Annotated in this window: 13 protein-coding genes; 6 read left to right on the forward strand and 7 right to left on the reverse strand. The window is 74.0% G+C overall.

Annotated elements, in window-relative coordinates:
- On the forward strand, positions 1–1,114 hold a 1,114-nt coding region (locus tag L615_RS23815), incomplete at its 5' end, for a leukotriene A4 hydrolase C-terminal domain-containing protein (protein ID WP_222430538.1).
- 22 nt (positions 1,115–1,136) lie between these two features.
- Here the strand turns inward: L615_RS23815 and L615_RS12610 are convergent.
- Positions 1,137–1,619: a nuclear transport factor 2 family protein gene (locus L615_RS12610; RefSeq protein ID WP_145725279.1), complete on the reverse strand. Its 483-nt coding sequence runs from the start codon at positions 1,617–1,619 to the stop codon at positions 1,137–1,139.
- A 69-nt stretch (positions 1,620–1,688) separates the two neighbouring features.
- Here L615_RS12610 and L615_RS12615 point away from each other — a divergent pair, with 69 nt between their 5' ends.
- The gene (locus tag L615_RS12615; protein WP_261376673.1) at positions 1,689–2,057 is read left to right on the forward strand and encodes a TraR/DksA C4-type zinc finger protein; all 369 of its coding nucleotides are present in this window, start codon (positions 1,689–1,691) and stop codon (positions 2,055–2,057) included.
- An 11-nt stretch (positions 2,058–2,068) separates the two neighbouring features.
- On the opposite strand, the gene L615_RS12620 is transcribed toward L615_RS12615, so the two are convergent.
- Complete coding sequence (locus L615_RS12620) at positions 2,069–2,509, reverse strand: VOC family protein (RefSeq protein ID WP_145725280.1); 441 nt, start codon at positions 2,507–2,509, stop codon at positions 2,069–2,071.
- A 97-nt stretch (positions 2,510–2,606) separates the two neighbouring features.
- On the opposite strand from L615_RS12620, the gene L615_RS12625 reads away from it, so the two are divergent.
- The 3 genes from L615_RS12625 to L615_RS12635 are packed head-to-tail and all read left to right on the forward strand — an operon-like array spanning position 2,607 to position 4,666.
- Positions 2,607–3,110 carry an RNA polymerase sigma factor gene (locus L615_RS12625; protein ID WP_145725281.1) on the forward strand — a complete coding sequence of 168 codons (504 nt, stop codon included), beginning with the start codon at positions 2,607–2,609 and terminating at the stop codon, positions 3,108–3,110.
- On the forward strand, positions 3,103–3,783 hold the full coding sequence (locus L615_RS12630; protein ID WP_145725282.1) for a hypothetical protein: 681 nt from the start codon (positions 3,103–3,105) through the stop codon (positions 3,781–3,783). The genes L615_RS12625 and L615_RS12630 overlap by 8 nt, the downstream gene beginning before the upstream one ends.
- Before the next feature lie 40 nt (positions 3,784–3,823).
- Positions 3,824–4,666 carry an ERCC4 domain-containing protein gene (locus tag L615_RS12635; RefSeq protein ID WP_084254886.1) on the forward strand — a complete coding sequence of 281 codons (843 nt, stop codon included), beginning with the start codon at positions 3,824–3,826 and terminating at the stop codon, positions 4,664–4,666.
- Here L615_RS12635 and L615_RS12640 read toward each other — a convergent pair.
- From L615_RS12640 to L615_RS12650, 3 genes are all read right to left on the reverse strand, one after another.
- Positions 4,629–4,859 carry a hypothetical protein gene (locus L615_RS12640; RefSeq protein WP_028654342.1) on the reverse strand — a complete coding sequence of 77 codons (231 nt, stop codon included), beginning with the start codon at positions 4,857–4,859 and terminating at the stop codon, positions 4,629–4,631. The genes L615_RS12635 and L615_RS12640 overlap by 38 nt on opposite strands.
- 170 nt (positions 4,860–5,029) lie before the next feature.
- On the reverse strand, positions 5,030–10,024 hold the full coding sequence (locus L615_RS12645) for an Ig-like domain-containing protein (RefSeq protein ID WP_145725283.1): 4,995 nt from the start codon (positions 10,022–10,024) through the stop codon (positions 5,030–5,032).
- Between the two features lie 100 nt (positions 10,025–10,124).
- The gene (locus L615_RS12650; protein WP_261376674.1) at positions 10,125–11,396 is read right to left on the reverse strand and encodes a class I adenylate-forming enzyme family protein; all 1,272 of its coding nucleotides are present in this window, start codon (positions 11,394–11,396) and stop codon (positions 10,125–10,127) included.
- Positions 11,397–11,418: 22 nt separating this feature from the next.
- Between L615_RS12650 and coaE the strand changes: the two genes are divergently transcribed.
- On the forward strand, positions 11,419–12,012 hold the full coding sequence (gene coaE, locus L615_RS12655) for a dephospho-CoA kinase (protein ID WP_028654340.1): 594 nt from the start codon (positions 11,419–11,421) through the stop codon (positions 12,010–12,012).
- Positions 12,013–12,028: 16 nt separating this feature from the next.
- Here coaE and L615_RS12660 read toward each other — a convergent pair whose 3' ends face one another.
- On the reverse strand, positions 12,029–13,006 hold the full coding sequence (locus L615_RS12660; RefSeq protein ID WP_028654339.1) for an RNA polymerase sigma factor RpoD/SigA: 978 nt from the start codon (positions 13,004–13,006) through the stop codon (positions 12,029–12,031).
- 169 nt (positions 13,007–13,175) lie between these two features.
- Positions 13,176–14,153 (reverse strand): prolyl oligopeptidase family serine peptidase (locus L615_RS12665; RefSeq protein WP_145725321.1); only part of this gene is annotated, 978 nt, incomplete at its 5' end.

Genomic DNA, 14,153 nt, shown 5'->3' on the forward strand with positions numbered 1-14,153 from the left:
GTTCGCCGACACCGAGCGGATGATCGAGGCCGCCGAGCGCCTCTACGGCCCCTACCGCTGGGGCCGCTACGACATCCTCGTGCTCCCGCCCAGCTTCCCCTACGGCGGCATGGAGAACCCGCGCCTGACCTTCGCGACCCCGACGATCCTCGCCGGCGACCGGTCGCTGGTCACGCTCATCGCGCACGAGCTCGCGCACTCGTGGTCGGGCAACCTGGTCACCAACGCGACGTGGAACGACATCTGGCTCAACGAGGGCTTCACCGTCTACTTCGAGACTCGCATCGACGAGGAGCTGTACGGCGAGCGGTACACCACCATGCTCCTGCGCCTGGGCCGGCAGGACCTCGACCGCGCGGTCGCCGAGGAGCAGCCGCGCGACACCTGGCTCGAGCTCGACCTCGACGACCGCGACCCGGACGAAGGGCCGAGCAAGATCCCCTACGAGAAGGGCTCGCTGTTCCTGCGCCTCATCGAGGCGAAGGTCGGCCGCGAGCGGTTCGACGCGTTCCTGCGCGACTACTTCGACCGGTTCGCGTTCGAGTCGATGGACACCGCGACCTTCCTCGACCACCTGCGCACCGAGCTGCTCGTGCCGGCCGGCGTCAGCGACGAGGACCTGCAGCTCGAGGCATGGGTGCACGGACCGGGCGTCCCGGACAACGCCCCGGACTTCGCGGCGGACCAGTTCGACCTGGTGGACCAGCAGGTCGCCGCGCTGGTCGAGGGCGCGGACGTCGCCTCGCTCGACACCGAGGGCTGGGTGAGCCAGCAGTGGGTGCACTTCGTGCGCGCGTTGCCGGTCGACGTCGACCACGGCGTGCTGGCCGCCGTCGACGCGGCCTTCGGCTTCAGCACCAGCGGCAACATCGAGATCGCGACGGCCTGGCTCGAGCTGGCCGCCGAGTCCGGCTACGTGTTCGCCGAGCCCGCGGTCGACCGCGCGCTCGAGGACTTCCTGACCCGGCACGGCCGGGCCCTCTACGTCCGGCGGGTCTACACCCGGCTCGCCGGCAGCGAGCTCGGGCGTGCGCGGGCGCGGGAGATCTACGAGACCGCCCGTCCGACGTACCACTCGGTGACGCGGGCCGTCATCGACCGCGTCCTGGCCTGAGCTCCCGGCCGCGACCGCGGGGTCAGTGCTGGAGCGACTCGTCCCAGCGGTTGGCGATCAGCTTGAAGCTGGGGGTGTCGTCGAGCGAGGTCATCGCCTCGTAGATGCGCTCGTACTGCGTCGACGCGATCCGCCACGCACCGTCCGCGTCGCGGCGGTAGGTGTCGCGGTAGTAGCCCGCGCCGCGGATCTGCACCTTGAAGTCCGGGACGATCACGGTGTCCTCGAACGCCCACGACCCGGTCGCGGTGTCACCGTCGACGTCGATCTCGGGGTGGTTGGCGATGTGCACGGTGATGGTGCCGCCGCTGAGGTTCTGCTCCATGAAGGCGACGACGTCGGCGCGGTTGTCGAAGTGCAGCGGCTCGCCCATCGCGAGCGTGCCGTAGCGCGCGGTGACGTCCTCGGCCAGGCAGTCCCCGAACTCCTCCCACTGCTTGAGGTCGAGCGTGCGGAAGTAGCGGTGCTTGAGGCGCTTGATCTCCTCGATCGCGGCAAGGTCCATGCCCGGAGCCTAGAACGTGTTCTACCTGCGCGTCGAGGGAATGTCGCTGCTCGCTGGCAGCATGGCGGCGTGGGCAGGGGTGACGACAGCGGCGTGGACGACGCGGTGCGCGAGCGGCTGGCGCAGGACCGCGCCGAGGCCGTACGACGCCTCGCCGGCCTGACCGGCCAGTTCGACGAGGTCGTCGCCGCGTCCCGCGACACCAACGCCGACGACGAGCACGACCCCGAGGGCGCGACGATCGCCTTCGAGCGCTCCCAGCTCGCGGCCCTCGTCGCCCAGGTGCGCCGCCACCTCGACGAGGTGGACGCGGCCCTCGCCCGGCTGGCCGCCGGCACCTACGGCACCTGCGAGGTGTGCGGCGAGCCGGTCGCGCCGGAGCGGCTCGAGGCGCGGCCGACCGCCCGCACCTGCGTGGCCTGCGCCGGCCGGCGCTAGTCCGGGCCGGATCAGCCGACCTGCTCGGCCAGCGCGACGATCATGCCGTCCGGGCCGCGCACGTAGGCCATCAGCCAGGCGCCCTCGTACTCACCGACGCCGCCGACCAGCCCGTAGCCGTCGGCGGCGAGCTCCTCGACGAGGGACCGCAGGCCGGTCACCTCGAAGCACACGTTGCGGACGCCGAGCTCGTTCGCCATCGGGGCGGGGGAGCCAGTCGTCGCGTCCGGCCGGACGTAGCGGGCCAGCTCGAGCGCCGTGCCGCCGCCGGGCGGTCTCAGCAGCACCACCTCGACGCGGGAGTCGGGGATGCCGCTGACGACGTCGAGGAACTCGCCCTCGACGAAGGTGCGTCCCTCCACCTCGAGGCCGATGTGCTCGAAGAACGCGACGGAGGCGTCGAGGTCGCTGACGGTGAGGCCGACGTGGTCGAGCTGGCGGATCGGAGCCATCCGGCCATTCCTCCACGATCTTTCGCGACGTGCAACCCCGCCCCCGGCCCGGACGTGTGAGGCTGTGGAGGACTTCTCTCGCGGACGGGGGAACGGCATGGACCGCAGCGACGAACGCGACTTCGCCGTGTTCTACGACGCCACGTGGGCACGCGCGGTCGCCTGCGCGTACGCCATGACGGGCGACCTGGCCGATGCGGAGGACCTCGCCCAGGAGGCCCTGAGCCGGGCGTGGGTACGGTGGTCCTCGCTGCGCGGGTACGACGACCCGGGCGCCTGGGTGCGCCACGTGGTGACCCGGCTCGCGGTGTCGCGCTGGCGCCGGGCGCGCACGGCGGCGGCCTTCCTGGCCCGGTCGCGTGTGCCAGAGCCGGCGGCGCCGCCGTCCGAGACCACGGCCACGCTCGTCGCCGCGCTGCGCCTGCTGCCGGAGGCGCAACGCCGGGCCGTCGTGCTGCACCACCTCGGCGAGCTGAGCGTCGCCGAGATCGCCCGCCTCGAGCGGTGCCCGGAGGGCACGGTCAAGGCGCGGCTCTCCCGTGGCCGGGCTGCGCTGGCCGGCACCCTCGCGACCCAGGACGGAGAACGCTTCCATGCCTGACCTCGAGCTCCTCTTCGACGACCTCCTCAACGAGGTCCGCGGCACGGCGCACGCCCCCGGCGCGCCGGCGGCCGTCCAGCAGGCCCGGCGGCGCCGGCGGAGGGGTGTCGTGGCCGCGGCAGCTGCCGCGGTGGTCCTCACCGCGGGCGGGGTCGCCGTCGGCGGGCTCCTCGTCGACGACGGCGATGCGGTCTCGCCGGCGGACCGGCCGGACGCTCCGTCCTCCCTCGACGAGGCGGGCTTCCGCTCGGAGCTCGGCAAGGCACTCACCGGCACGACCGGCTGGGCCGTCTCGACCGGGGACCCGACGATCCTCTTCCCCTGCAGCGACGACTGGTCCGGGGGAGCCGGCGGCGCCGGCGGGTCGGTCGGCGTGGGACCGGGTGCGGGCGGCGGGGGCGTCTTCCACAGCACCGTCGGGTTCCCCGACGCCCCGGGTGCCGCGACAGCGGTCGCGCGGTTGGTGGGCGCCCTCGAGTCCTGCGCCGGCGCGAGCTGGCAGGTGCGCCCGGTCACCGGTACCGGTGCACTGCTGGCGTCGTCGCCGGACGGGGTGGTCTGGATCGCCCCGGAGGGCGCCTCGGTCTCCCTGCTGGAGGTGCCGACCGACGACGGCCCGCCCCCGGCCGAGGTGCAGGCAGAGGTCGTGGCCCTGCTGCGGGCCGTGCGCTGACCCACCGTACGACCAGCGTCACGGTGGGTAACGCCGGGACGTGCCCGAGACAGGTCCTGTGCTGGTCGACCTCCGCGAGCGCGGCAGCGGCATCCCGGACGCGCTGGCCGACGCGGGGCTCGACGTGCGGCTGACCCACCTGCCCGTGGGCGACTACGTGCTCGGACCCGGACTGGCGGTGGAGCGCAAGGGACCGCACGACCTCGGCGCGTCGATCCGTGACGGCCGGGTCTTCGACCAGGCGGTGCGGCTGCAGTCGGCCTTCCCGCAGGCGGTGCTGCTGGTCGAGGGCGAGCCGCGTGGCATCGCCGAGGACGCGTGGCGTGGGGCGGTGTGCCGGCTCGTCGAGGACGGGTTCACGGTGCTGCACAGCCTCGACGCGGAGGACAGCGCCGCGTGGGTGGTGCGGCTGGCGAAGCGGGCGCGCAGGGCCGCACCCACCACCCCGTCCCTGGGGCCGCGCCGGGCGCCACGGCACCCGTCGGCGCAGGCGGAGGCGATGCTGTCGGTGGTCCCCGGCATCAGCACGACGATGGCGCGCAGCCTGCTGGCGGCGTACGGCAGCCTCGCGGCGGTCGCCGCCGCCGCGCCGGACGGGCTGCGCGGCCACCCGGGCATCGGCCCGGTCCGGGCGAACCGGCTCGCGGAGGCGCTGCACGGCGGGTACGTCGTGCCCGGGGACCGCGACCCGGAGCCACCCCGCCCGGCGCGCGGGGAGCGCCCACCGCGACGGTGGGTCCTCGTCGAGCCGGAGCCGGCCGGCGAGGCTCAGTCGTTCGACCGGCGGGCGGTCGCGCTCCGCGCGCTGCGCTCGGCGCCGGCGGGCACCCAGCTGGTCGACGGCCTCACCGGTGAGGTGTCGGCCACCGCCGCTGCGGGCTGAGGTCGTCGAGCGTCCAGCGGTCGTGCAGGGCGGCGACCCAGTGGGCCCAGAACCCCGACAGCAGCAGGGCCGCGACCGGCAGCAGCCACCAGCCGCGCTCGTCGCGGGTGACGATGGTGATGACCATGAGCACGGCGAGGAGGCCCCACCTCGCCTGGTGGAGGTGCACGGTGGCGGCTCCCCACGGCTTCATGGCCCCATCGTGCCGCGCAGCACCGACATCCGTGGCGGTTTCGGGGATCCCGGCACGATCGTCCGCGCAGCACCATCGGATCCGGCAACAGGCAGCGCCGCGACGAGGTGGCCGGACCCCGCGGACGGACGGAGGAGGACCGCCGCCCGGGGGCCCGGCCGGCCCTGCTCCTACGACTCCCTCCGCCGCAGGAGCAGGACGCCGGTGGCCAGCATCAGGCTGCCCAGGAGCAACGACCCGGTGAGGCCGGCGGCCGCACCAGTGTCGGGTAGCAGCCCCGACAGGCCGCCGGCCCCACCGCCCCCGTTCCCGCCGCCGGTGTCGCACAGGATGGTGATCTCCTGCACGGGAGCGGGCGCGGAGCGGAGGGTCTTGCGGGCGGTGTCGACGCGCTGCACCGCGCCCACCTCGTGCGTGCCGCAGGAGAGCGGCTCGTCGAAGGTGAACGTCCAGGTGCCGTCGTCGTCGACCTCCGCGCTGCCGACGACGGCGCCGTCGAGCAGGATGTCGACCGTCGAGCCGGGCTCACCGGTGCCGGTGATCGTCGGCGTGCGGTCGTCGGTCGTCCCCGGGGCGTCGACCGTCGGTGCGGCCGGCGCGGGGGTCTCGACCACGAAGTCCGAGGTGCCGGGCTCGCTGGTGTTCCCGGCGGCGTCGGTCTGCGTCACCTCGACCGTGTGGGGGCCGTCGGGCAGCGGCGAGGTGACGTCGAGCGACCAGGTCCCGTCGCCGCCGACCTCCGTCGTGCCGACCACGACGCCGTCGACCGTCACCTCCACGGTCGCCCCCGGCTCGCCGGTCCCCGTGATCGTCGGGGTGCGGTCGTCGACCTCCTCGCCGTCACCCGGCGAGGTGATGACCGGCGCCGCCGGCGCGGTGGTGTCGACGACGACCTCGACCGGTTCCGAGGGCCCGCTGGTGTTGCCGGCCTCGTCGGTCTGGGTGGCGGTGACCTCGTGCGGTCCCTCGGTGAGCGGCTCGGTCGGGGTGAAGGTCCACGTGCCGTCCTCGTCGACCGTGGTGGTGCCGGCGGGGGTGCCGTCGACCTCCACGGTCACCGTCGCGCCGGGCTCACCGGCCCCGGTGATCTCCGGGGTGCTGTCGTTCGTGAGGCCACCGTCGGGCAGGTCGTCGACGACGGGCGGCTCGGCGGTGAGGTCGACGGTCACCTGCACCGGCGCGGAGGCGGGGCTGGTGTTGCCGGCCTCGTCGGTCTGGGTGGCCGTCAGCGTGTGCACGCCCTCGGGCAGCGCGGTGGTCTCGGCCGACCAGCTGCCGGTGCCGTCGACGACCGCCGTGGCGACGGGGTCGCCGTTCTCGTCGCGGACGGTGACCGTGGCGCCGGGCTCACCCGTGCCGGTCAGCGGGACGGTCTGGTCGTTGGTGACGGTGCCGGAGGACGGCGAGGTGATCACCGGCGCCGCCGCCGTCGTGTCGACGACGAAGGAGCTGCTTGCGGCGGGACCGGTGTTGCCGGCCGCGTCGGTGGCGGTCGCGGTGACCTCGACGGGGCCGTCGGCCAGCGGCTCGGTGACCTCGACCGACCAGGCGCCGGTGGTGGCCTCCGCCGTCGTCTCGTACGACGTCCCGTCGACCACCACGGTGACGGTGCTCCCGGGCTCGGCCGTGCCGGTGATGGTCGGCGTGCTGGTGCCGACGGTCGACCCGTCGGCGGGCCCGGTGATGTCCGGCGCCCCGGGAGCGGTCGTGTCGACCTCGAACGTCGAGGTGGCGGGCGGTGAGGTGTTGCCCGCCTCGTCGGTCGCGGTCACCGACACGGTGTAGGAGCCGTCGGCCAGCGGGCTTGCCGGCGTGACCTCCCAGGTGCCGTCGCCACCGGCCTCGACCGTGTAGGCGGTGCCGTCGAGGACGACCTCGACCGTCGCGCCGGGCTCGGCGGTGCCGGTGACGGGCGGCTGCGGGTCGTTGGTGACGCTGCCGTCCGCGGGCGCGGTGATCGTCGGCGCCGCCGGGGCGGTGGTGTCGACGGTGATGGTCACCGGCTCCGAGGGCCCGCTGGCGTTGCCGGCCGGGTCGGTCTGGGTGGCGGTGACCTCGTGCGCGCCGTCGGGCTGGGGTGGCAGGGTGAACGACCACTCGCCGTCCCCGTTCGCGGTCGCGGTGCCGACGACCTCGCCGTCGACGCTGACGGTGACGGTGGCCCCGGGCTCGGCGGTCCCGGTCACCGTCGGGGTGGTGTCGGTGGTCACCGGCTCCGTCGGCGGGTCGACGACCGGCGGCTCGACCACGGTGTCGATGGTGATGGTGACCGGGGCCGAGGCCGCGCTGGTGTTGCCGACGGCGTCGACCTGCACGGCGGTCAGCGTGTGGGGCCCGTCAGCCATCGGGGCGGCGTCGAACGACCAGGTGCCGTCGGCGCCGACCACGGCGCTGCCGAGCTCCTGGCCCGAGTGGGTGGTGACGGTGACGGTGGCGCCGGGCTCGCCCGTGCCGGAGATGGTCGGGGTGTCGTCGTCGGTGAGCAGGCCGTCGAGGGTCGGGTCGATGGCCGGGGGCGCGGCAGCGGTGTCGACGGTGAAGGCGTTCGACGCCGCGTCACTGGTGTTGCCGGCCGGGTCGGTCTGGGTGGCCGCGACGGTGTGCGGGCCGTCGGCGAGCGGGGTGGCCGGCGTGATGGACCAGGCCCCGGTCCCGTCGGCGACGGTCGAGCCGACGAGGGTGCCGTCGATGCGCACCTCGACCGCCGCCCCGGGCTCGGCGGTGCCGGTGACCGACGGGGTCGGGTCGGCCGTGGTGCTGCCGTCGGCCGGGGTGCTGATGACCGGGGCGTCCGGAGCGGTGGTGTCGACGATCAGCTGCGACGTCGCGGGCTCGGAGGTGTTGCCGGACGGGTCGGTGGCGACGGCGCTGACGGTGTGCTCGCCGTCCGGCAGGGCCTGGCCGTCCGGGACGGTCACCTCCCAGGCGCCCGTGACCGGGTCGGCCGTCGTGGTCAGCTCGACGTCGCCGATGGCGACCACGACCTCGCTGCCGGGCTCGGCTGTGCCGGTGACGGTCGGGGTGTCGTCCGCGGTCACCTCGCCGTTGGCCGGCGTGAGGATGACGGGCGGCTCGACCTCGGTGTCGACGGTGAAGACCACCGGTGACGACGCGGGGCTGGTGTTGCCGGCCCCGTCGACCTGGGTCGCGACGGCGGTGTGGCTGCCGTCGGCGCGCCCGGCGGGGCGGGCCGCCCCGCCCCAGCTGCCGTCACCGTCCGCCGACGTCGTGTACGTCGTGCCGTCGACGTCCACCGTGACCGTGGCGCCCGGCTCGGCGGCGCCGCTGATGGTCGTCGTCGGGTCGTTGGTGACGGTGCCGCTGGTGGGGCTCTCGATGACCGGCGCGTCGGCGGTCGTGTCGACCTCGAACCCGGACGTCGCCGGTCCGGAGGTGTTGCCGGCGGGGTCGGTCTGGGTGGCCTCGACGGCGTGGGGCCCGTCGGCGAGCGGGGTGGTGACGTCGATGGTCCAGCTGCCGCCGGGGTCGACGGTGGTGGTGCCGATGACGGTGCCGTCGACGCTGACCTCGACCTCGGCGCCGGCCTCGCCGGTGCCCGTGATCGTCGGGGTGGCGTCACCGACGACCGAGCCGTCCGCCGGCCCGGTGATCGCGGGCGGCGCCGGCGCCGTGGTGTCGACGGTGAAGCCCGACGTGGTCGGGTCGGAGGTGTTGCCGGAGGGGTCGGTCTGGGTGGCCGCGACGGTGTGGGGACCGTCGGCGAGCGGCGTGGTGGCGTCGAGGGACCAGCCGCCGCCCGGGCCGACGGTGGTGGTGCCGATGACGGTGCCGTCGATGCTGACCTCGACCTCGGCGCCGGGCTCGCCGGTGCCGGTGATCGTCGGGGTGGCATCACTGGTCACCGAGCCGTCGGCGGGTGTCTCGATCGCGGGCGGGTCGGGCGGGGTCTCGTCGACGACCGTGAAGGTGACCTCGGGCGAGGGTGCCGACGTCGCGTCGCCGGACGACTGGGTCGCGGTGATCGTGTGTGGTCCGGCGGCGAGCGGCGTCGCGGGCACGAGGGTCCACGTCCCGTCGGGCTGGACGGTCGCCGTGCCGATCACCGTGGCGCCCTCGCTGACGGTCACGGTCGCGCCGGCCAGGCCTGTGCCGGAGATGGTGGGGGTGGTGTCGGTGGTCGACGACCCGTCCGCCGGGGAGGTGATCGCCGGGGCGTCGAGCAGGCCGCACTGGACGCCGCCCTCCGGGGCGTGGGCCTCGGCGTGCAGCGGCAGGACGTCGATGCTGGCAGTCCCGGCGCCGAGAGCCAGGCTGACGTCGATCGACAGCAGCGAGACGTTGCCCACCGCGGTCCGGCCGTCCGGGGACTCCGTCACGGTCGGGACGCCCAGGTTCAGCGTGACGCTGCCGACGACGGGGATGCTCACGGTCACTGGCACACCGACCTGGAGGACCACGTCGAGCCCGCCCGGGCCCTGGACCCGGACCGACGGCGCGGAGTAGGTCACGTCCGCACCGCCGGGCTCACCGCTGGCGGTGGCGGTCAGCGTCGGGCTGCCGCCGACGTCGACCGTGACGTTGCCGTTCAGGAGCGTGAGCGCGGCGATCGTGCCGGTCGACGACGAGACGACCGAGCGGGCGTCGCCAGAACCGCCGTTGCTGGTGAGCGCGGTGCTACCGGATGTGGTCACGGCACCCACGTCGAGGATCTCGGTGACGGCGTTCCCGAGGGTCACCCCGGCCACCTCGACGGTCGAGCTGTTGATCGCCGTCCCGCTCGGCGGGCAGGCGAGGTCGCCGGCCCAGTGCGCGTCGACGGTGCCGGTGATGACCCCGGTGTCGAGCAGGCCCGGCACGTCGACCTCGGTCAGCCCGGTCGACGTCGGTCCGCCGTCGTCCGGCGGGGCGGTCTCGCCGACGCTGGACACTGCGACGGGGATCCCGGCCACCGCGGCGGCGAGGTTGGCCGCCGAGGCCGCGCTGGGCGGCGAGCCCGCCGAGTCCACGCTCGTGTCGGTGTGCCCGAGCCCGACGCCGGCGAGGTTGAAGCCGAGCAGGCCGACGTCGAGGCCGAGGATCTCGTTGTCGGTGCTGCCGGAGAAGTCCGCTGGCAGCGGTTCCGCCTCGGCGACGGGGGCGGGCCAGGACAGCCCCACCAGCACGAGGATCGTGGCCGTGACCAGACGGCAGGCAGACAACAGCACGCGACGTCCCTCCCCAGAAACGTTGCGGTGGCCGGCGCGAAGTCTCCCTCCCCGCGTCCGTGCAACCTGCGCGAAGGCTATGCCTCCTGCGGCCCGGGTCTCAACTGTCGGTTGCGTCCCGGAGTGTCGAGCGGAGCACCTTCCCGGTCAGGGTCCGGGGCAGCGCGTCGTGGAAGGACCACGTCTTCGGCCGTTTCGGCGGGGCCAGGTGCTCGCGTGCGTACGACGCCAGGTCGGCCTCGGTGGCGGACCCGACGACCGCGGCGCAGACCCGCTGCCCCCACTCCGGGTCGGGCACGCCGTACACGGCGACGTCGTCGACGCCGGGGCACTCGCCGAGCACCTGCTCGACCTCGGTGGGGTAGACGTTGACGCCGCCGCTGATCACGAGGTCGACCCGGCGTCCGTCGAGGTAGACATAGCCCTCGTCGTCGATCCGCCCGAGGTCGCCGACCGAGAAGGCCGGTCCCTGCGGGGTCTCGCGCCAGGCCTCGGCGTTCTTGGCCGGGTCGCCGTAGTAGCTGAACCGGGCGAACTCCGGGACGACGCACCACAAGGTGCCGTCGGGGTCGACGGTCATCGTGCGGCCGGGACGGGCGCGACCGACCGTGCCGGGGCGCTCGAGCCACTCCTCGCTGCGGCAGGCGGTGAACTGGCCCTCGGTGGAGCCGTAGAACTCCCACGTGGAGCCGGGCGGGAACAGCCCGATCAGCCGGCGCTTGACGTCGGTGGGGCAGGGCGCGCCGGCGTGCGCGACCAGGCGGAACGAGGAGAGGTCGGGGACCCCGACCCGGTCCCAGTGGGCCAGCAACCGCTGCAGGTGGGTGGGGACGCAGAACATCGTGGTCGGTCGCTCCCGCTCGATCGCCTCGGTGACCGCCACCGGGTCGAACGGTCCGGGGATCACCACCCGGCCGCCGGCGAGCAGCGTGCCGAGGGCGAAGCGCAGGGGAGCGGAGTGGTAGAGCGGGCTCAGCACCAGGTTGACGTCGTCGGCGGTGAAGCCCCACAGGTCACGCTCCTCGGCCCACAGCGCCTCGGCGTCGGCGGGGCAGAGCAGCCCGGACCACACGCCCTTCGGAACGCCCGTGGTGCCGCTCGTGCAGTGCATCGGCCGGCCGAGCGGGAGGCCGGGTGCGGGCAGCCCGGCGCGCAGGTCGGCCAGCTGCTCCTCGTCGGTGACGACCAGCGTGGGCTCGAGGCCGGCCAGGATCCGGGCCCGCTCGGTGTCGGTGAGCCGGGGGTCGAGCGGGATGGGGAAGACCCCGGCGGTGAGCAGGCGCCACACCGCGTCGACGTACGCGTGGGAGCCGGGGACCAGGAGCGCGACGCGGTCGCCGGCGGTGAGGGGACGGTTCGCCACGGGTGCCACGGGGCCACAGTAGGGTCGGCCCATGCGTGTCGGACTGACCGGGGGCATCGCCTCGGGCAAGAGCACCGTCTCCTCGATCCTGCGCGAGCTCGGCGCGGTCGTCATCGACGCCGACCAGCTCGCAAGGGAGGTCGTCGCGAAGGGCACGCCCGGCCTGGCCCGGGTGGTCGAGGAGTTCGGTTCGGACGTCCTCACCGAGGACGGGCACCTCGACAGGCCGAAGATGGGCTCGATCGTCTTCGCCGACGACGAGTCGCGCCGGCGGCTGGAGGCGATCGTCCACCCGCTCGTGTTCGAGCTCTACGCCCACCTCGAGGCCAGCGCCCCGGTCGGCGGCATCGTCGTCCACGACATCCCGCTGCTGGTGGAGTCGGGGCGCGCCGAGGAGTTCGACGCCGTGGTCGTGGTCGACGTGCCCGAGGAGGTGCAGGTCGCCCGGATGGTGCGCGACCGCGGGATGAGCGAGGAGGACGCGCGCTCGCGGATCGCGGCGCAGGCCTCCCGCGAGGACAGGGTCGCCGTCGCGACCTACGTCATCGACAACACCGGGACGCGCGAAGACCTCCGCCACCGGGTGACGGAGGTCTTCGCGGAGCTGCGGAACGCGGCGGTCTGAACCGACGAGGTCCGGTTCAGGCAGCCGAGCCGGACGCCAGGTCCGGGTCGCCGAGGCGACGCAGCTTCTGCAGCGCCTCGCGCTCGAGCTGGCGCACCCGCTCGGCGGAGATGCCGTGCTTGACGCCGATGTCGGCGAGCTTGTGCTGGCGGCCGTCGGTGAGGCCGTAGCGCGACCGGATGATGTCGGCGGCCCGCTCGTCGAGCTGGTCGACGAGGTTGTTGAGCCGGTTGCGGGCCTCGACGTCGAGGACGGTGAGGTCCGGGCCGGGCGCGGTCTCCTGCGCCATCAGGTCACCGAGCGAGGTGTCGCCGTCCTCGTCCACCGGGGTGTCGAGGCTGACGTGCTCGCGGCCCCACGACATCAGGTCGAGCACGCGGTCGACCTCGATGCCGAGCTCGGCGGCGATCTCCTCCGGCTCCGGGTCCCGGCCGAGCTGGCGCTCGAGCGTACGACGCGCGCCGCCGACCTGGTTGAGCTCCTCGACGACGTGCACGGGCAGGCGCACGACGCGGGCCTGCTGCGCGATGCCGCGGGTGATGGCCTGGCGGACCCACCACGTGGCGTAGGTGGAGAACTTGTAGCCCTTCGCGTAGTCGAACTTCTCGACCGCGCGGATCAGGCCGGTGTTGCCCTCCTGGATCAGGTCGAGCATGGGCATCTGGGCCCGGCCGTACTTGCGCGCGATCGACACGACCAGGCGCAGGTTCGCGTTGATGAACTCCGTGGTGGCCTTGCGGCCCTCCTCGGCGATCCACTCGAGCTCGGCCTGGCTGGCCTGCTTGGGGGCACCGCCCTTGCGACGACCGATGCGGCCCTCGTTCAGGAGGTGCTGGGCGTAGAGGCCTGCCTCGATGGTCTTGGCGAGCTCGACCTCGCGGGCTGCGTCCAGCAGGGGGGTGCGCGCGATCTCGTCGAGGTAGAGGCCGACGCTGTCGCGCCCCTCGATCTCCCGACCGGTGTCGCGCGTCCTGTTCGCAGTTGCCGTGGCCATTGCGTCCCTCCTTCGGCACGGATGTGGGACATCCGTACGTGTGTTCCAACACCGGGGATGGGTCCCGGATTCCCGGGTCCTCGCTGTGTCTCTATCCGCAATGACGTGCGGCAGTCCCCGTAAGTTGCCCGAAAGGAGGAATCTCAGGCAGTTCTCAACTTGCCGGGGGTCAGCTCACAGGTTCGGCGTCGGCCAGCCCGAGCCGGTCCAGGATCCACGCCAGGGTGAAGGCGCGGTCCTCCCAGGCGCGGTAGCGCCCCGAGACCCCGCCGTGGCCGGCCGCCATCTCGGTGCGCAGCAGCACGTCGGCCTGCGGGGCACGGGCCCGCAGCCGGGCGACCCACTTGGCGGGCTCGACGTAGAGCACCCGGGTGTCGTTGAGGGACGTCTCGGCGAGGGTCGGCGGGTAGGGCAGGTCCGCGACGTTCTCGTACGGCGCGTAGCCGGCGATCCGCTCGTAGGCGACCGGGTCGTCGGACGGGTTGCCCCACTCGTCGTACTCCGGGACGGTCAGGGGCAGGCTGGCGTCGAGCATGGTGGTGAGGGTGTCGACGAAGGGGACGCCGGCCACGAAGCCGCCGAACGTCTCCGGTGCCTGGTTCGCGACCGCGCCGATCAGCAGGCCGCCGGCACTGGCGCCCTCGGCGACGATCCGCTCCGCGGTGGTCCAGCCGCTCTCGACGAGGTGGCGGGCCGCTGCGACGAAGTCGTCGAAGGTGTGTTGCTTGTGCTCGAGCTTGCCGTCGTCGTACCAGCGGCGGCCCATCTCGCCGCCACCGCGGACGTGGGCGATCGCGAAGGCCGCGCCCCGGTCGAGCAGGGAGAGCCGGGCGACCGAGAAGTAGGGGTCCATCGACGCCTCGTAGGCGCCGTAGCCGTAGAGGTGGACCGGGACCGGGTCGGTGCCGGACGGGCCGCGCACGCCCTTGCGGACGACCAGGGAGATCGGCACCTCGACGCCGCCGGTCGACGTCGCCCAGAGCCGGTGCTCCTCGTAGTCGTCGGGGTCGTAGCCGCCGAGGACGGGCGCCTGCTTGCGCAGCACCAGCTCGCCGGTGCGCAGGTCGTGGTCGTAGACCGCGGAGGGCCGGGCGAGGCTGCCCATGCCGACCCGGATCGTGGGCTGCTCCCACGCCGGGTTGCCGCC

Source organism: Nocardioides sp. J9 (assembly GCF_007829375.1).
Lineage (GTDB): Bacteria > Actinomycetota > Actinomycetes > Propionibacteriales > Nocardioidaceae > Nocardioides.

Bases quoted from the DNA above. Each gene is read 5' to 3' on its own strand.
- L615_RS12610 (WP_145725279.1), bottom strand. From the start codon at position 1,619: ATGGACCTTGCCGCGATCGAGGAGATCAAGCGCCTCAAGCACCGCTAC.
- L615_RS12620 (WP_145725280.1), bottom strand. From the start codon at position 2,509: ATGGCTCCGATCCGCCAGCTCGACCACGTCGGCCTCACCGTCAGCGAC.
- L615_RS12625 (WP_145725281.1), top strand. From the start codon at position 2,607: ATGGACCGCAGCGACGAACGCGACTTCGCCGTGTTCTACGACGCCACG.
- L615_RS12630 (WP_145725282.1), top strand. From the start codon at position 3,103: ATGCCTGACCTCGAGCTCCTCTTCGACGACCTCCTCAACGAGGTCCGC.
- L615_RS12640 (WP_028654342.1), bottom strand. From the start codon at position 4,859: ATGAAGCCGTGGGGAGCCGCCACCGTGCACCTCCACCAGGCGAGGTGG.
- coaE (WP_028654340.1), top strand. From the start codon at position 11,419: ATGCGTGTCGGACTGACCGGGGGCATCGCCTCGGGCAAGAGCACCGTC.
- L615_RS12660 (WP_028654339.1), bottom strand. From the start codon at position 13,006: ATGGCCACGGCAACTGCGAACAGGACGCGCGACACCGGTCGGGAGATC.